Source organism: Gillisia sp. Hel_I_29, from assembly GCF_000744275.1.
Lineage (GTDB): Bacteria > Bacteroidota > Bacteroidia > Flavobacteriales > Flavobacteriaceae > Gillisia.
The window spans coordinates 482047-499541 of the sequence record NZ_JQLP01000001.1 but is presented as its reverse complement, the minus strand read 5'-3'; the positions used below and the strand labels follow the sequence as shown (position 1 = coordinate 499541).

Genomic DNA, 17495 nt, shown 5'->3' with positions numbered 1-17495 from the left:
TTATTAATCAAAATCGATATAATCTGTAGGATTTACAGGGTTTCCTTCTTTCCAAAGTTCAAAATGTAAATGTGGTCCGGTTGTTAATTCTCCGGTAGATCCGGCTGTCGCAATAACTTCACCTGCACGCACAAAATCTCCTTGCTCTTTAGTAAGTGAAGAATTGTGCTTATATACAGAAATAAGCCCAAAATCATGCTCAACGATCATTACATATCCGGTTCCTGCACTCCATTCAGCAAAAATTACTCGTCCGTCTGCCACTGCCTTTACGGGTGCGTTCTTAGCAACCACTACATCTACCGCAAAATGTTTGCTTTTTAATTTATACTTTGCTGAAATAGGACCCTTTACCGGAGGAAACAGGGCAAAATTCATTGCAGAACCTGCAGATTCTAATACATTGTATTTATCTTCCTGAGCAACCTCATCTCTTAAAAGAGAATCTGCCTTAGAGGGGCTTAGATCAAGCATTAATGGATCACTAGTAATAGTTTTGGGTAAAGAATCTTTATTAAGATTACCCGGCTCTAGATCTCCATTTAAAACTTTTCTGATAGACGCATAGTATTGATTGTTTAAAACTAATGCTGTTTGAAGCGAATCTGTCTTAAACGCCAATTCTGTTGCTTGTTTTTTTAAAGCTGCAGAAGAATAGCCCGGAATATATTCCCTAAGCCCTGTAAAGGCTATAAGAAACGTGGTTCCGGCAATAAGGATGATAGCACTAAGCGTTACCGCTACAAACACATTCAATTTGGTAAGCTTAAATGATAGCCTCTCCTCAAAGGTATCTTCGTTAAGCACCACCAAACGATATTTGTGCAGCAATTTCTTAGCGAATTTCTTTTTATTTTTATTTGATTGTTTCATAGTAGATACTGCATTTACAAAGATAGCATAAAGTTAAATTTATACTATTTTATAAGTTGTAAACGTTTATATTAATGTTTTCTTACTAAGTTTGTAACAACTAAATTTTTAATTATGAACGCACTATTTTTACCTTTAGTTATAGGAGCACCTCAAATCATCTTAATTGTGATAGTAGTATTGCTTTTATTTGGAGGTCGCAAAATACCTGAACTGATGAGAGGTCTTGGAAGTGGTATAAAAGAATTTAAAGACGCATCTAAGGATGATGATAATACAACTTCTCAAACTACTACAGATGAAAGCAAAAAGGTATCTGGCGATAACAACTAATTCGACATTTATATCTTTAAAATATTAAAAAAAGCCCAATTAAAATTGGGCTTTTTTATTACACTTTATTTTGATTATTGAAATTTAACCGATTTCAATATCGCTTCAAGTTCAAACATGTTATCTCTTTTTGCTGATGCCGGAGAAAAAGCAAATCCTTCAAGAATGATATATCTGCTGTTGGCCGTATCTCTTACTGCGTAGTTAATAAATGGTCCCGCCATAAAATCGTTTTTAACCTCCCAAGTACCTTTAGTTTCATAAGCAAACTTCCCATCGATCTCAGAATTGAAAAGATAAGGAGCGTACGCTTCTTCTGTGATCATGTAACTGCCATCCAAACGACCTGGAACTCGAGATTTGCCAATGGAATCTCTCATTTTAATGATTTGCCCAACTACATTAGTGTCTTTATCTATTGTACTTAAAGGCACTTCATAAACCATAATCTCTATATTCCCTTTTGGAATATCCTTTCTTATCCAAAAGAACTTTTTATCTTCTATTGCATACCTGTAGGCGGTTGGAAATTTCATAGAAATTCCAAACTGTTCCTCCAATTTATCATCGTCTTTCAGAGATTTTCTAATTCTTCGTTGCTTTTCAGTAATTTCAGTATTCTTTAAAACCTTTATTAACGACTCTGAATTTTCAGAGATCTGGTCTACGATTTCTTGCGAATTTTGACCGGAAATAACAACTCCTATTTGAGGATGTGCATAAGGATCTCTAAATATTTTAAATCCCGCTTCTTTCCCACTTTCTATCTTTACAAATAATCTATTCTGTCTCACAAAGCCTTCAAAAGACTGTTGTGGCATTTGATTCAATGAAAAAAGAGGTTCTTCTTGTGGAAGCCCATCTACAGGTGCTGCGAGGGTATTTCGAAGTGATTCTCCAATAGAACCTTCCCATAATTCATTGTCTACAATAACAGAAATACTATTGATGTTCCCAGAAGAACTAGTAAGGATAATCTTGTCTTTCTTTTCAGAATCACATCCTGATAATACGGCGGTAAGAAATACAGCTAAGAATAAAATATTCTTCATAGAGAGTGTTTTGTAAAACAGACCTAGCTTTTAGAAAGCTTTAGGACCATTCCTGGTTTTAGATTTGTACTGGTTATACTATTCCAAGCCCTCAAATTCTGTACCGAAACTCCAGGAAACTTATTTGAAATGCTCCAAAGAGAATCGCCATTCTTTACCGTATAAGATTTTGGAGTAGAAGATTGCTGGGCAACCTGTTGTTTTTTACTAGTATTTGAAACAGATTTTCTAGGGTATATTGTAAGATATTGACCAACTTTCAAGTTATTACCTCTAATATTATTCCAGCTTCTAATGCTAGTTATAGCAACTCCATATTTTTGAGCGATCTTTCCTAGATAATCGCCACTCTTAACTCTATATCTAACTTTATCTTCTGCTTCTACAAATCTAGGCAGCTCCTTTTTAGCTTCGGTGATCTCTGTTTTCGCAAAATTATAGATAGCATCTTCATTATTCACAAACACTCCAACACTGGCTCTTGGCAAACGTAGCGCATATTTTTCATCTTCCACAAATGGAATAATATTCAATTTGTAACTAGGGTTTAAAAATTCTAACATGTCTTTCTCAACTCCAGTAACATTCGAGATCTGATCAAACGTAAGCAGCTGCTTTACATGAAGCGTATCTGTTTCAAAAAAGGCTACATCAGGATTGCTTGGCTGAAAATCATGTTCTTTAGCATATTCAAAAAGATACATTGTAGCCAAGAATGCTGGAACATAACCAGCTGTTTCACGTGGAAGATATGGTCTTAATTTCCAATAGTTGGTAGACCCACCACTTCTTCTAATAGCTTTTGAAACATTTCCAGGTCCGGAATTATAAGACGCAAGAACCAAATCCCAATCTCCAAAGGTCTTATATAGACTAGAAAGGTACTTAACAGCTGCTTCTGTAGCCATTATCGGGTCCATACGCTCATCTACATAAGAACTTACATCTAAGCCATGCATCTTTCCTGTAGTAAACATAAATTGCCATAAACCAGTTGCTCCCATATGGGATTTTGCTCTTGGGTTTAAAGCAGATTCTACTATTGCTAGGTATTTAATCTCTAAAGGAACATCAAATCTATCCAATTGCTGTTCGAACATTGGAAAGTAGTACGTACTTAACGCCATAAGACGTTCCATAGACTTCTTATTCCTTTTTAGATAAGACTTAATAACGCTCTCCAACATTGGATTGTATTCAACGTTAAAAGGTGTTCTAGCATTCAACTTAGCGAGTCTAGCCTTTAAAGTATCTGTTGGAAGATCTTTATAAACAACATCCGAGTAATCCTGTTTCTGGATCTCACGTTGCATATTTTCAAACAGATCAGAATTTAATAATTCTGATTTCCAAACAGAATCTATTACCGCTGCTTTAGGTAGATCTTTAAGATTAACAAGATCCGCCTTATTGATCTTAGCACCAATTGGAAGCCTGTTCTTAAATTCTGGATCTGGATTTAATATTTTTATATCACTTGTGTCTGTTTTCTTAAATACCTGTACTCTAAAATTAGCTTTTTTAGCCTGTGTTTTAGATTGCGGAGTATTCTTTGGTCCTTGCTGTGCCCAGCCACCAAAAAAAGCAAACATCATTAGGAGTGAGAGTGTTTTTTTCATAATCATCACATTATTAAACAAAAACGAACTTTCATCATTTTTCGTGCCTACTTATTTAAAATAGCATCGATTCCGGGTAATGATTTTCCCTCTAGCATCTCCAACATGGCACCACCACCGGTAGAAACGTAGCTCATATCATTTTCAAGATTGAATTTTTTAACAGCAGAAACAGAATCCCCTCCTCCCACTAATGAGAAAGCACCATTTTTTGTAGCCTCTCCAATTGCTTTTCCAATTTGAATGGTTCCATTAGAAAAAGCGTCCATTTCAAAAACACCAACTGGCCCATTCCAAAGAATGGTTTTGGATTTTAATATTACTTCAGAGAAATTCTTAATGGTTTCTGGTCCAGCATCAAGACCCATCCAACCTTCTGGAATATCTTTAGTAGGTCTTACATCTGTCTTAGCGGTTTCAGAAAAACTATCTGCAATTACAGAGTCTACCGGTAAATGAATTTCTACACCTTTCTCCTTTGCAGATTTTAATATCTCTAAAGCCAATTCTAATTTATCATCTTCTACTAAAGAATCACCTACATTTCCACCTTGTGCTTTCACAAATGTAAAAGCCATTCCACCTCCAACTATAAGGTGATCTACTTTTTCAAGAATATTCTCAATAACGGTAATTTTAGACGAAACCTTTGCTCCTCCAAGAATGGCAGTAACAGGTTTTTCTGCAGATTTTAATACTTTATTTAAACTCTCTATTTCCTTTTGTAATAGGTATCCAAAACATTTATCATCAAAATACTTTGCAACAATGGTAGTAGAGGCATGCGCTCTATGAGCGGTTCCGAAGGCATCATTTACATAGATATCTCCTAATTTTGAAAGTTGTTTAGCAAATTCATCATCTCCATTGGTTTCCTCTTCATGAAACCTGAGATTCTCTAATAACAATACTTCTCCAGATTGAAGATTTTGAGCTGCAGTCTCTGCAACCTCTCCAACACAATCTGAAACAAATTTTACTTCTACTCCAATAACTTCAGAAACTTTATCTTTAATGCGCTCTAAAGAAAATTCTGCTTCCTGAGCTTTTGGTCTACCCATATGAGACATAAGGATAACGCTTCCGCCATCTTCCAGTATCTTTATGATTGTAGGTTTTGCAGCTTCAATTCTTGTAGCATCATCTACCTCTCCTTCTTTATTGATAGGTACATTAAAATCTACTCTAATTAATGCTTTCTTATGTTTAAAATTATAGTCGTCTAGTGTTTTCATGATCAATGTTTATATCACAAATATAAATTTTTCTTAAGATATAAAAGTGCAGATTAATTTTATCTTTGCTCATGCTTTTTTCTGAAGTCCTAGGTTTACCACATATAAAAAATCATCTAACAACCACAGCAGACAGGGGTAGAATACCTCATGCTCAGCTTTTTGTTGGCAATCATGGTAGTGGTATTCTACCAATGGCTATAGCCTACGCACAGTATATTCTATGCAGTAATGCTGGATCAGAAAATTCTAATAATCATTCTTGTAATTCCAGATTTAAAAATCTTTCTCATCCAGATCTTCATTTTGTTTTTCCTGTGGCTGGGAATGATAAGGTGAAATCTCACCCTGTCTCTAATCATTTTATGGAAGAATGGAGAGCATTCGTAAAAGAATCTCCATATGGTAGTCTATTCGATTGGTATCAGAAATTAGGAATAGAAAATAAGCAGGGACAAATAGGGGTAGATGAAGCTTTGGAAATAGTGAAATCTTTATCACTAAAGTCTTATGAAGGTGGGTTCAAGATCATGATCATCTGGATGGCAGATAAAATGAATACGTCTAGCTCTAATAAATTGTTGAAGTTAATTGAGGAGCCCCCAGAGAAAACGGTTTTTCTTTTAATAGCTGAAGATGAAGAGCAGATCATTCAAACCATTAGATCTAGGTGTCAAATATTGCGGTTTCCTCCTATTGCTGAAGCAGTAATTACAGAAAAACTTATTGCTTCGGAAGGTATGGATACTCTGGCTGCTAAGAAAATAGCGGTTCAAGCTAACGGAAATTATGCAAACGCCCTGCATCTCATACAGCAAAACTCTTCTGAAGATATTTTTGAAAAGTGGTTCATTACCTGGATCAGAAGTGCATTTAGAGCAAAAGGAAATAAAGCTGCAATACACGATCTTATAGATTGGAGTAATGAATTGGCTAGTTCTGGAAGAGAAACTCAAAAAAGCTTTTTATTATATTGTCTGGACTTTTTCAGACAAGCGCTTTTAATGAATTATAAAGCAGACGCGCTGGTATATATGCAGCCTAAAACTGCAGGATTTAAATTAGAAAAATTTGCTCCTTTTATTCATGGTGCCAACATTATTTCCATTACTCAGGAATTAGATGATGCCTTATATCATATTGAAAGAAATGGGAATGCAAAAATTGTACTTACAGATCTTTCTATTAAACTAACCAGATTACTTCATACTAAAATTGATTAACTATAAACTCATGGAAAACTTTCACGCATACGTAACAGAAATTCTAATTCTAATCTTTGTTTTAATAACGTTCCTTCAATCTGGGATAGATAAGATGGTAGACTGGCAAGGCAATATAGCTTGGTTAAAAGAACATTTTTCAAAAACGTTCTTGTCTGGTCAGGTACCCGTAATGGTAGGTATCATACTAGTAATAGAAGTTATTACCGGAATATTATCTATTATAGGGATCGCTCAGATCTTATTATATGGCAATGTAATTATGGGATTATACGCCTGCGTTTTGGCTGCCCTAACGCTATTAATGTTGCTTTTTGGACAACGTGTTGCCAAAGATTATGCAGGGGCATTCACCTTAACAGGATATTTTATAGTTGTGATATTAGGAGTTTATATCATGTCTTAATTCTCAAATTTAAATAATAAAAAAGGCTGCAATTAAAATTGCAGCCTTTTTTATTTGAGAGCGTAAATACTATTTCTTGTACTCAGCATTAAGTTTTTCTAAGATCTCTTCTGTGATATCCAACCCATCTTTAGCATACATAATGTTAGCAGATTCATTAGAACCAAAGATATAAGTGTATCCATTATCTTTTCCATAGTCTTTCACATATCCTTTAACTTTAGAAACGATAGAGTCTATAACAGTATCACTTTCTTCACGTAATTGATTCCCTCTCATTTGTTGTTGTTGCTGAATCATTTGTTGCTTACGCATTAAAGTTTGTTCAACTTCTTTTCTTTTATCTACAGACATACTATTCATGTTTGCCTGGTAATCTTCAACTTCTCTTTGGAAATCTTGTGCCATAGTATCTAATTCACCTTTAATACTATCAGACTTAGCTGTGAATTCTGCCTCCACCTCTTTCATCTCTTTATACTCCTGAATTAATTTTGAAGTATCTACATAAGCTGTTTTCTGTTCATTACAACTTGTAAGTCCGGCCGCCAATAAAACAACCAATAGTAATTTTTTCATTCTAGTTTAAATTTTGATTCACGCAAAAGTAATAAAGTAACTCAGTAATAATTGAAAAAAAAAATCGGATTCACTATTATAAGAAAAACTTATAAAAATTATAGATGCTATAAGATTTTACAATAAAAATACGACTCATTAGCTGAGATCTAAGAGATAATCAGGAATAATTCTTAATATATACCACAAGTCATACGAAAACTCGCTTAAAATGCCTTATTTTAGATTCTAACTCCTTTTTCTGAAGAAATAGGCAATGGAAGAATACTCTGAAGATGATTTTGCTTTTGAATTGGAAATATACCCAATATAGAGTGCTTTTAAGAAATTGCTATTTCCAGTCTTATATTTCTCTGAAAGTAAACTTACATAATATGAATCGAAAATTAGTGGTTTGGAATCTGATTGTTTAAATGAAGTTCCACTAAATACAGATTTAAAACTATTTCTAGAGAAATGCCATAAATGTCTTGGTACATCGTAAGCTGCCCAAAATTCTTTATAATATGATGCATCAAAGCTTTTATAATTTGGAACTGCAATTATTAAAAGGCCATCTTTTTTTAGGAGCGTCTCTAATTCTATGATCTGCGCTTTAAGATCTGGAATATGTTCAAGAACATGCCACATAGTAATAACGTCAAATTTTTCAGATTTAAAATGAGAAGAATCTTCAAAAAGCTTCACTCCTTTTTCTTCAGCTTTTTTTCTTGCTGAAATTTCTGGTTCAATTCCTTTAACCTTCCATCCATCTAATTTAGCAAGTGCCAAAAAATCTCCAGTGCCTGCTCCAATATCTAAAAGTTTACCCTTTTGTGGAAATTTCTTATTTATCCATTTCAGTTTCTTCTGAAGCATAAATTTCCTTACGCTTTGATAGATCTTATCTTTTAAGCTTGAGGAAGAATCTGTATGAGAGATGTAAGCTTCACTTCTATAATAATTAGAAAGAACTCTTTTATCTGGCCTTGGGTATGTAACCAACATTTCAGAATCTTCATCTAAAAGAAGATCAAAATTTTCTCCACTTACCGTATGATCTTTACAGATAAGAAATTTCTTTTGTGATGATAGTAAATATTGCTCCTCCAAGATTTTTAAAATATAAACGTATTTATGTCGTTAAATTTCATCATTTTTTAAATAGTTCCACGTGGAACAACGCAAATTTTATCTACCCATATAAACCAAAAGAACCGAAATATCGCTAGGACTAACCCCGCTTATTCGTGATGCTTGGGAAACTGTTATGGGCTGTATCTTATTCAATTTTTCGCGTGCTTCAAAAGACATCGACTTTATATTAGAATAATCGTAATTCTTAGGGATCTTAATATCTTCTAATCTATGAAGCTTATCTGCATTGTTCTTTTCCTTATCTATATAACCAGAATACTTTACTTGGATTTCTGTTTGTTCCAACATTTCTTCGTTCAATTCATTATTATCAATAAATTCCTGAACTCCCGGAAAAGTTTGTACATCCCGCATGGTAATATTAGGTCGAGAAAAGATCTTGAAGATCTTATCATTTTGCTTCATTAATGCAGAATCTTTATCTTCTAAAACTACGTTCGCAACCTCATGATCTACACTGGTATCTTTTAAGAAATCTACAAATTTTAATGACTTATCTTTCTTCTCTTCCATTTTACGCATTCTCTTTTCACTTGCTAATCCAATATTAAAAGACTTTTCAGTCAATCTAAAATCGGCATTATCCTGCCTTAGCAACGTGCGATATTCTGCTCTAGAAGTAAACATTCTATATGGCTCTTCTGTACCTTTTGTAATAAGATCATCTACCAAAACTCCAATATACGCTTCATCCCTCTTTAAGATAAAAGGATCCTTTTCTTGAACTTTTAGTGCGGCATTCATTCCTGCCATCATTCCTTGGGAAGCAGCTTCTTCATATCCTGTAGTACCATTAATCTGCCCAGCAAAATATAATCCGTTTACTAATTTAGTTTCCAGCGTATGCTTTAATTGCGTAGGTGGAAAATAATCATATTCTATTGCGTATCCAGGTCTAAAGAATTTTACATTCTCAAATCCGGCTACAGATTTTAAGGCTTTAAATTGTACGTCTTCCGGTAAAGATGTTGAAAATCCATTCACATAAACCTCGCACGTTTTCCAACCTTCCGGTTCAATAAATAGTTGATGTCTATCTTTATCTGCGAATCTATTTATTTTATCTTCAATAGAAGGACAGTAACGCGGACCTAAACTTTTAATTCTACCATTAAACATTGGAGAACGATCAAAACCTTCTTTCAAAATCTCATGCACCTCATTTGAGGTATACGTCATATAACAAGAACGTTGTTTTTGTAATGGCCTAGTTTCATCTAAGTATGAAAATTTAGAAGGAATTTCATCACCTGGTTGTTCCACCATTTTAGAATAATCTAAAGATCTTCCATCTACTCTAGGAGGAGTTCCAGTTTTCATTCTTCCTGCTTCAAAGCCAAGATTTACTAATTCTTCGGTAATTCCAGTCGCCGCTCTTTCTCCAGATCTACCACCACCAAAGTTCTTATCTCCTATATGAATTAATCCATTCAAAAAGGTTCCATTGGTAAGAACTACAGATTTGGCTCTTATTTCTAGTCCTAAAGAAGTTCTTATACCTACAACAGTATCTCCTTCCACAATTAAACCCGATACCATTTCTTGATAAAAATCGAGATTTTTTGTTTGTTCTAAACGCAATCTCCAGTGCTCTGCAAACATCATTCTATCACTCTGCACTCTTGGGCTCCACATTGCCGGACCCTTAGATTTATTAAGCATCTTAAATTGAATTGCACTTGTATCACTAACCAATCCACTATATCCTCCAAGAGCATCAATCTCCCTCACAATCTGCCCTTTTGCAATCCCACCCATGGCAGGATTACAGCTCATCTGTGCAATATTTTGAAGATTCATTGTAACCAATAAGGTCTTAGAACCTAAGTTGGCGGCAGCAGCGGCAGCTTCACTTCCAGCATGTCCTGCACCAACAACTATAACATCATATTCTTCAAACATAATATCTCTTTCTTTATGATTGTTCCACGTGGAACAATTTCATTTTTTCCTCTTCTTTACCACGCATGATCTCTGCCTGAGAAACTGTTTTATCCTTGTAACCACATAAATGTAGAATACCATGAGACAACACGCGTCTTAATTCTTCGTCGAAATCTACTTGAAAACTTTCAGCATTTTCCTTAACACGTTCCGTACTAATATAGATATCTGCTTGCAGAATATTTCCCACGCAATAATCAAAAGTTATAATGTCTGTATACGTATCGTGGTCCAAGTATTCCTGATTGATATTAAGAAGATATTCATCATCACAAAATATATAACTTATTTCTTCTAGCTTCTTATCTTCAGATAAAATTACCCTTTCCAACCAGCTTGAATAACGATTATGATCTTCTAAATCAAAATCATTTTCTGAATAAAAATTAATCTTCTCTTGCATCAAAATACTCCTTTACTTTCGTCTTATAAATTTGGCGCAAAGGTAAGCTTTGTCTATTTAAAATATCAATTGAATTAAAATATTCTTTAGCCCTATCAATTTGATCTTTAGCGTTGTTATTGTACTCTATGCTATTTGAAGTCGAACTCCTTTTTGAATCTTCCTGCTGACTCAATTCAGAATTTTGTAGCTCCATTAATTGATGAGTTATGTTATCCATACGTTTTCTCGTCTCTTCGTTGTAGCCCTTATCTAAAATATCATTTTCAATTTGCTCCAGCTCTAGTAATAGATCTGATTCACGCTTATCGAATCCATTCTCTCTAAACTTTTCCAAAAGCTGTTTTCTTAATTCCTGCTGATCTTTGAATATATTAAAAAGCTCACCACTCAGTTTCTCTTGTATTAAGCCAGATTTACTATCCGTATCGTCATTCTTATCTTTACCAGTTTCTTCACCCTTCTCCATACCTAGTTGCATTTTCTGTTGTAACTGTTGTTGGGATTGAATAATATCTGGCAATTGTATTCCTTCTCCGTCATTACCATCTCCAGAACTAGGATTTAACTGTTGCTCCATATTAGAAAGTATATCTCCAAGCATATTGGCTAACTCATTGGTATCTGCCATTACATATTGTTGACTAGCGGTTCCTTGTGGAATTTGATTCTCAGACAATCGTTCTAAAGATTTATTGATATTAAAATCAATGTCAGACAACTTTCCATTAATCTGTTCTGTCATCATTGGATTTTGCAAAGACAAGGCGAATAAGCTATCATTAATATGTTCAAAATGTTGCTTTAAAACCTGCTGCCTTCTTAGCTGTTTCGCATAGAGAGGATCATTATTGCTATAACTTTTAAATAAAAGCATAAGGTCTTCCTGCTCAAAAGAGAATTTTATCAAATTATCTAATATCTGCCGCAAACTCTCTACATTAGCTTTTAAGGTTTGTGCTTGTTGAGAGTTATGAGATGATCTCATTTTAGAACTTAGCTCCTTCATTTTCTCTGCGGCAGCTTTCTGTTTTTTCTTGGCAAGATCAATTTCCTTTTGCTCTAAATTATCTACTGCTTCTTTTTGATCTATTGTGATCTCGTCTTCTCCCCCATCCTGATTAGATATATCAAATGGTTTTTTTAGACTTTTATTTTCTTCTTCTAAAGAATCCATCTCCTTCTTAAACTGATCAAATTGCTCTGACAATTTCTCTTGATTTTCTTTTGAATTATTCAGATCACTCTCGGAAATCTTTTGTTGCTCTCTTGCTAAAATTTCTAGATCATTTGCCAGTTTTATATTTTTTTCTTGAACATAATAACGCTTGGTTAATTCTAAAAGTTGTTCAATATTTCTTTTCTGAGCCTTGTTCTGTTTAGCAAGATTTTCTAATTTTTTAGCTAATTCTTCAGTACTAATCTTTTCGGTATATTTTTCAAGTTCTTTCATTAAGGCTTCATTTTCTTTTAAGCGCTCTTCATTTCTTTCTAATCTTTGTTGAAGATCCTGCTTAAATTTTTGATTTTCCGGAGATGTACTACTGCTTTTATCTAAAGATGTTTTCAATTTATCTGTAAAATTTTCTATCATTTCTGATTGTTGCATTTGCCTCTTTAAAAAATCATCTAGCTTTTTTTGATCGTTATAATTTAAATCTCTTTGTTGTTTTTGTTCATTAGATAATTCCTTTAGTTCTTCTTCAGAAGATTTCAGATTATTAAGACTACTAGAAATATTCTCTATAGATTTTTGTTGCTCCTTTAGGTTTTCTTTTATTTTATCATTTTCAGAATTACTCTTATAAGATATTATTTGACTCCTAGATTTTTTACCACCATGGATTGCATCGTTATCTATAACTTCGAAATAAATATTATAAGTTACACCCTCTTCTATTTCTAAATTTCCCGGAAAAGCATACGGGAATTGCATAATATTCCCAATATTATTTAGAATAGTTACTTTTTTCTGCTTTAACTCCTGATTTTCAATAAAATAAACCATAGATATATTAGAAATCCCGTTATCATCTGTAGCTTTTCCTAAAAAATATAGCTGCTCCTTATTCAGGCTGTCCCTTTTGGTCTGAATTTTAATTTTAGGATATTGGTCCTTAATTACAGATATATTATAATCTAAAGTTTCATGATCTGGAAAGTCTGCATTAGAGGTGGTAATCTTGTAAGGAAGATCTGCAAATACCATTTGAGATAATTTGAAATTATCTACTTCTTTAGCAAATAGATTTGAAGTATCTAAACTCACAAACATAACCTCGTCTGTTTTCTTAGCTCTCAAAACCCACGTAACTTTTGTACCCTCCGGTAGTTTGGCATTTCCAGTACCTTTTAAGATCTCATCAGTTATTTTTAAATACACTGGATATTCTAACTTCATTTCAAAATCTGTGAGAGTAGGAACCGCTATTACCTCTATTTTGTACGGTAGACTTTTTACCTGATTAGCACTTATATAAAAATCTATATTCTCATCAACTCCTTCAAATTTAAATGTGAAATTTCCCGCCCCATCATTTTTTAAAAGATATTCCTGCCCATTGTAATGTATGCTCGCCAATTCTGGATGTACATTACCTTCCACTTTTACGAGAATCTCCAAATCACCTCCTTGCGCTACTTTAAGATCTACTTGATTAATATAAAAAGAAAAAGGTGCAGGTGGTAAATAGGCAGTTCTATAATCTATAACTCTGGAATAGCTTTCTGTAAATGATGAAATATTCCCGGAAATATAAATTCCTAAGATCAGTAAAAGAGGAAAGGCTGCGTATTTTATGTACTTTAAATTTCTTCTAAAATCTACTGCCAATTTAAAGGGGACAGGTTTTAATTCTTTAGATCTTTGAGCTATACTTGCTAATAATAGTTCAGACTGTTCTGAAGATCTTTGAAGTTGCAGCACGTTCAACAACTTATCATTCACCTCCGGAAAATATTTCCCTATAATCTTTGAGGCATCTATTAAATCTATGCCTTTAGATAAATTGAAAAGTTTCAAAATAGGTACGGCAACAAATTTATAAAGCAATACAATTGTTACCCCAATAGATATGAAAAAAAGCCATTTTCTATAGCCCGGTGTTAACCAAAAAAAATATTCAAGAAGTAACACAGCTATGAAATAAAATAACCAGATCGAAATGAACAATATCGCCCCTTTCAGCAATTCATTTAAATAATATCTTTTAATGAATGCTACTAGTTTATTCTGAAGAATATTAAAATCGTTCATTTCTGCTTCACTTACCAACTAATAAAACTACAATATTCTTTCCATAAAGTCTGGTAGACTTAATAATAGAAAATAATATCAAATTAGGCTGAAGAAGTGCTTTAGAAATGGCAAAACCCATAGAATCTCTTACCTTTGCCAATAAAATCAGTATTTATGTCTACTAAAGTTCGAGTTCGTTTTGCTCCTAGTCCAACCGGTCCATTGCATATAGGTGGAGTTAGGACTGCTCTATATAATTATCTATTTGCCAAAAAACATAATGGCGATTTCATTCTAAGAATAGAAGATACAGACCAGAACAGGTTTGTAGAAGGTGCAGAACAATATATTATAGATTCTTTAAACTGGTGCGGAATTCCTTACGATGAAGGTCCAGGAAAAGAAGGGAGTTTTGGTCCTTACAGACAAAGTGAAAGAGCAGATCTATATAAAGATTATGCAAAGAAATTAATTGAAAGTGGAAATGCTTATTACGCATTTGACACTCCCGAGGCTTTGGATGCGCAGCGTAAAGAGCATGAAGAACAAGGAAAGACTTTTATATACAATTGGCATAACAGATTAAAGCTAGATAATTCATTAGCTCTAAATAAAGAAGAAGTACAAAATAAACTAGATGCTAATTTGCCTTATGTAGTAAGATTTAAATCTCCTGAAGCAGAAACGCTACCGTTAACAGATGAGATTCGTGGAAATATGGAAATAGATACGAGTATCTTAGATGATAAAGTCTTATTTAAAAGTGATGGTTTACCTACCTATCACCTTGCAAATATTGTAGATGATCATTTAATGGAGATCACCCACGTAATTAGAGGGGAAGAATGGTTGCCATCTCTTGCCTTGCATGTTCTATTGTACAGAGCATTAGGGTGGAATGCTCCAAAATTTGCTCATTTACCTTTAATATTGAAACCTCAAGGTAAAGGAAAGTTGAGCAAGCGCGATGGAGATAAGATGGGCTTTCCAGTGTTTCCACTAGAATGGAAAGATCCAAAAACAGGAGAGATCTCTTCCGGATACAGAGAAGAAAATTATTTACCGGAAGCTATGGTAAATATGTTAAGTTTTTTAGGTTGGAATCCTGGAACAGAACAAGAATTTTTTAATTTACCTGAATTGGTTTCAGCTTTTGAGCTTTCAAGAGTTCATAAGTCTGGTGCAAAATTCGATCCTGAAAAAACTAAATGGTTCCAACAACATTATCTTCAGTTGCAAGATGATGCTACGCTTGCTGCTCAATTTCAGGAAATACTAGAGGCAAAAGGAGTAAAATCTGAAGAAGATTTTACAATTAAAATAGTTTCTTTACTTAAAGAAAGAGCAGTTTTTGTAGACGATCTTTGGGAGCTTTCAAACTATTTCTTCATAGCTCCTACCCTATTAGATCCAAAAGCTTCAAAAAAAGCATGGAAAGAAGATACCAATGATATTTTAGAAAATTTGATAGCGATAGTTTCTTCAGTTCAACCTTATACTACAGAGAACCTTCAAACTGAAATTAAAGAATGGATTACTTCTAATGAAATTGGGTTTGGTAAAGTAATGCAACCTTTACGCCTTGCTCTGGTAGGATCTTTACAAGGACCAGATGTATTTGAAATAGCTTATTTATTAGGAAGAGAAGAAACCATTAAAAGAATAAGATTTGCGCAACAAGCGAACTAAATCTTATTAAAAATAGAATACTACTCCTGCAGCAGCCAATCCTAAATGAGCATTAAGATCGGTTATGCGGGAGTCTTTATTTTTAATAATTTCTTTATCTAGATTTCCAAAACTATTTGTTATTCCATATTGATATTGTATCCAAAATTTTACATCTCTAAAACCAGCGGAGATCATAGCAGCAACATTCAAATTCACTTTAGTAATATCTTCGAGATCTGAAGCTTGTATATTATAACCTTGCATTAGATGATCTTGATATTGATCTTCTGTTTTTAATTTACTATTTATTTGCAATATAGGCCCTCCCTCAATGCTTAAATGCTCTCCTAGCAACTTCTGCCCTAGAAATAAGTTTAATTGCACTCCAGAGGCTTTAAAATCGATTTCTTCCAGCTTAGAACTAGCAGCATCTATAACAGACATTCCGGTGTTGAATTCAAAAAAGTTTACACCGTAGATAATGATCAAATTGTTATAAAAATTAGCACGAGTGGTTAAACCAGCCATAAAACTAGCTTTATCTGTGGTAGCGAAATTTTTAGTATTTAAACTTCCATAAGTAACACCGGCTTGTATCCCTAACCTATTATAGCTATCTCTTTTATATTGAGCATTTATATTAATACTCGTAAATAGAAAAAATAAAAAAAATATATAACTGTAGATTTTCATAAGGGCCAGATTTTAAAATCTCAAATGTAGCTCAATTATTAGTATCTTAATCCTCTAAAATATTTAAGCAATTATGATTGAAGCTGTTATTATCCCCATTGTTGTTGTCTTGGCAATAATTATTCTTTTTACAGGAATTTTTACTGTAAAGCAACAAACTTCTGTAGTATTAGAGCGTTTTGGAAAATTCCAAGCCATTAGGAGCTCTGGTTTACAATTTAAGATACCTGTTATTGATCAGATAGCCGGAAGGATTAATTTAAAAGTGCAACAATTAGATGTTTTGGTAGAGACTAAAACTAAAGATGATGTTTTTGTAAAATTAAAGATCTCTGTGCAATTTCAGGTTATCAAAACCAATGTTTATGATGCTTTTTATAAATTAGAAAGTCCGCATGATCAAATAACTTCCTATGTTTTTGATGTTGTTAGAGCTGAAGTTCCTAAAATGAAGCTAGATGATGTTTTTGAACGTAAAGATGATATAGCTATTGCGGTTAAGCGTGAGCTTAATCAGGCCATGCAAGATTATGGTTATGATATTATAAAAACGCTTGTTACAGATATAGATCCAGATGCTCAGGTAAAATCTGCTATGAACAGAATTAACGCAGCAGAAAGAGAGAAAGTAGCTGCAGAATATGTAGCAGAGGCAGAACGTATAAAAATTGTAGCCAAAGCCCGTGCAGAAGCAGAAAGTAAAAGATTACAAGGTCAGGGTATTGCAGATCAAAGGCGGGAGATAGCTAGAGGATTAGAAGAAAGTGTAGATGTGCTTAACAACGTAGGAATAAATTCTCAAGAAGCTTCAGCACTAATAGTGGTTACTCAGCATTATGATACCCTACAATCTATAGGTGAACATACTAATAGCAATCTTATTTTGTTACCTAATTCTCCTCAAGCTGGTAGCGATATGTTAAATAATATGATAGCATCTTTTACAGCATCTAATCAGATTGGAGAAGCGATGAAAGAAAAGAATGCACAATTAGGCATAGAGATCAAAAAGAAGAAAAGAGATAGACCAGAGTCTGGATATAGCACAGATTCTGAAATATAACTAATAAAAAAATCGGATAATCCTAA

Annotated in this window: 16 protein-coding genes; 5 read left to right on the top strand and 11 right to left on the bottom strand. The window is 33.6% G+C overall.

The window, feature by feature from the left end:
- Positions 1-3 precede the first annotated feature (3 nt).
- Positions 4-873 carry a M23 family metallopeptidase gene (locus P163_RS02305; protein WP_034887196.1) on the bottom strand — a complete coding sequence of 290 codons (870 nt, stop codon included), beginning with the start codon at positions 871-873 and terminating at the stop codon, positions 4-6.
- A gap of 114 nt (positions 874-987) precedes the next feature.
- Between P163_RS02305 and P163_RS02300 the strand changes: the two genes are divergently transcribed.
- Complete coding sequence (locus P163_RS02300) at positions 988-1206, top strand: twin-arginine translocase TatA/TatE family subunit (protein WP_034887195.1); 219 nt, start codon at positions 988-990, stop codon at positions 1204-1206.
- Positions 1207-1280: 74 nt separating this feature from the next.
- Here the strand turns inward: P163_RS02300 and P163_RS02295 are convergent, their stop codons facing one another.
- Genes P163_RS02295 through P163_RS02285 form a run of 3 tightly spaced genes read right to left on the bottom strand, consistent with a single transcriptional unit; the run spans position 1281 to position 5112 of the window.
- Complete coding sequence (locus tag P163_RS02295; RefSeq protein WP_034887193.1) at positions 1281-2258, bottom strand: DUF4837 family protein; 978 nt, start codon at positions 2256-2258, stop codon at positions 1281-1283.
- 23 nt (positions 2259-2281) lie between these two features.
- A complete protein-coding gene (locus tag P163_RS02290; protein WP_034887191.1) occupies positions 2282-3877 on the bottom strand; it encodes a lytic transglycosylase domain-containing protein in 1596 nt (531 codons plus the stop codon).
- 47 nt (positions 3878-3924) lie between these two features.
- On the bottom strand, positions 3925-5112 hold the full coding sequence (locus P163_RS02285) for a phosphoglycerate kinase (protein ID WP_034887188.1): 1188 nt from the start codon (positions 5110-5112) through the stop codon (positions 3925-3927).
- A 71-nt stretch (positions 5113-5183) separates the two neighbouring features.
- On the opposite strand from P163_RS02285, the gene P163_RS02280 reads away from it, so the two are divergent.
- Together P163_RS02280 and P163_RS02275 are read left to right on the top strand one after the other, a co-directional pair.
- Positions 5184-6335 carry an ATP-binding protein gene (locus P163_RS02280; RefSeq protein WP_034887187.1) on the top strand — a complete coding sequence of 384 codons (1152 nt, stop codon included), beginning with the start codon at positions 5184-5186 and terminating at the stop codon, positions 6333-6335.
- 10 nt (positions 6336-6345) lie between these two features.
- The gene (locus P163_RS02275; RefSeq protein WP_034887183.1) at positions 6346-6741 is read left to right on the top strand and encodes a hypothetical protein; all 396 of its coding nucleotides are present in this window, start codon (positions 6346-6348) and stop codon (positions 6739-6741) included.
- Between the two features lie 69 nt (positions 6742-6810).
- Here P163_RS02275 and P163_RS02270 read toward each other — a convergent pair whose 3' ends face one another.
- From P163_RS02270 to P163_RS18690, 6 genes are all read right to left on the bottom strand, one after another.
- Positions 6811-7320 (bottom strand): OmpH family outer membrane protein, encoded by a 510-nt coding sequence (locus P163_RS02270; protein ID WP_034887181.1) that lies wholly within the window; start codon positions 7318-7320, stop codon positions 6811-6813.
- A 228-nt stretch (positions 7321-7548) separates the two neighbouring features.
- Positions 7549-8412, bottom strand: a complete 864-nt coding sequence (locus P163_RS02265) for a class I SAM-dependent methyltransferase (RefSeq protein ID WP_034887179.1) — start codon at positions 8410-8412, stop codon at positions 7549-7551.
- A 78-nt stretch (positions 8413-8490) separates the two neighbouring features.
- Complete coding sequence (gene mnmG, locus P163_RS02260) at positions 8491-10359, bottom strand: tRNA uridine-5-carboxymethylaminomethyl(34) synthesis enzyme MnmG (RefSeq protein ID WP_034887177.1); 1869 nt, start codon at positions 10357-10359, stop codon at positions 8491-8493.
- 13 nt (positions 10360-10372) lie between these two features.
- Positions 10373-10804 (bottom strand): rRNA maturation RNase YbeY, encoded by a 432-nt coding sequence (ybeY, locus tag P163_RS02255; RefSeq protein WP_034887174.1) that lies wholly within the window; start codon positions 10802-10804, stop codon positions 10373-10375.
- Entirely contained in the window at positions 10788-14060 is a 3273-nt protein-coding gene (locus P163_RS02250; RefSeq protein ID WP_034887741.1) for a glutamyl-tRNA synthetase, read from the bottom strand. Before P163_RS02250 ends, ybeY begins: the two co-directional genes overlap by 17 nt.
- A gap of 7 nt (positions 14061-14067) precedes the next feature.
- Positions 14068-14202: a hypothetical protein gene (locus tag P163_RS18690; RefSeq protein WP_262489648.1), complete on the bottom strand. Its 135-nt coding sequence runs from the start codon at positions 14200-14202 to the stop codon at positions 14068-14070.
- Between the two features lie 14 nt (positions 14203-14216).
- On the opposite strand from P163_RS18690, the gene gltX reads away from it, so the two are divergent.
- Positions 14217-15731 carry a glutamate--tRNA ligase gene (gltX, locus tag P163_RS02245; protein ID WP_034887172.1) on the top strand — a complete coding sequence of 505 codons (1515 nt, stop codon included), beginning with the start codon at positions 14217-14219 and terminating at the stop codon, positions 15729-15731.
- Between the two features lie 6 nt (positions 15732-15737).
- Here the strand turns inward: gltX and P163_RS02240 are convergent, their stop codons facing one another.
- The gene (locus P163_RS02240; RefSeq protein WP_034887170.1) at positions 15738-16406 is read right to left on the bottom strand and encodes a hypothetical protein; all 669 of its coding nucleotides are present in this window, start codon (positions 16404-16406) and stop codon (positions 15738-15740) included.
- A 73-nt stretch (positions 16407-16479) separates the two neighbouring features.
- Here P163_RS02240 and P163_RS02235 point away from each other — a divergent pair, with 73 nt between their 5' ends.
- A complete protein-coding gene (locus P163_RS02235; protein WP_034887168.1) occupies positions 16480-17469 on the top strand; it encodes an SPFH domain-containing protein in 990 nt (329 codons plus the stop codon).
- The last annotated feature ends 26 nt before the right edge of the window (positions 17470-17495 follow it).

Coding starts and splice junctions, on each gene's coding strand:
- P163_RS02250 (WP_034887741.1), bottom strand. CDS start 14,060: ATGAACGATTTTAATATTCTTCAGAATAAACTAGTAGCATTCATTAAA.
- P163_RS02235 (WP_034887168.1), top strand. CDS start 16,480: ATGATTGAAGCTGTTATTATCCCCATTGTTGTTGTCTTGGCAATAATT.
- P163_RS02300 (WP_034887195.1), top strand. CDS start 988: ATGAACGCACTATTTTTACCTTTAGTTATAGGAGCACCTCAAATCATC.
- P163_RS02280 (WP_034887187.1), top strand. CDS start 5,184: ATGCTTTTTTCTGAAGTCCTAGGTTTACCACATATAAAAAATCATCTA.
- P163_RS02305 (WP_034887196.1), bottom strand. CDS start 873: ATGAAACAATCAAATAAAAATAAAAAGAAATTCGCTAAGAAATTGCTG.
- P163_RS02240 (WP_034887170.1), bottom strand. CDS start 16,406: ATGAAAATCTACAGTTATATATTTTTTTTATTTTTTCTATTTACGAGT.
- mnmG (WP_034887177.1), bottom strand. CDS start 10,359: ATGTTTGAAGAATATGATGTTATAGTTGTTGGTGCAGGACATGCTGGA.
- P163_RS02290 (WP_034887191.1), bottom strand. CDS start 3,877: ATGAAAAAAACACTCTCACTCCTAATGATGTTTGCTTTTTTTGGTGGC.
- P163_RS02285 (WP_034887188.1), bottom strand. CDS start 5,112: ATGAAAACACTAGACGACTATAATTTTAAACATAAGAAAGCATTAATT.
- P163_RS02295 (WP_034887193.1), bottom strand. CDS start 2,258: ATGAAGAATATTTTATTCTTAGCTGTATTTCTTACCGCCGTATTATCA.
- ybeY (WP_034887174.1), bottom strand. CDS start 10,804: ATGCAAGAGAAGATTAATTTTTATTCAGAAAATGATTTTGATTTAGAA.
- P163_RS02275 (WP_034887183.1), top strand. CDS start 6,346: ATGGAAAACTTTCACGCATACGTAACAGAAATTCTAATTCTAATCTTT.
- gltX (WP_034887172.1), top strand. CDS start 14,217: ATGTCTACTAAAGTTCGAGTTCGTTTTGCTCCTAGTCCAACCGGTCCA.
- P163_RS02270 (WP_034887181.1), bottom strand. CDS start 7,320: ATGAAAAAATTACTATTGGTTGTTTTATTGGCGGCCGGACTTACAAGT.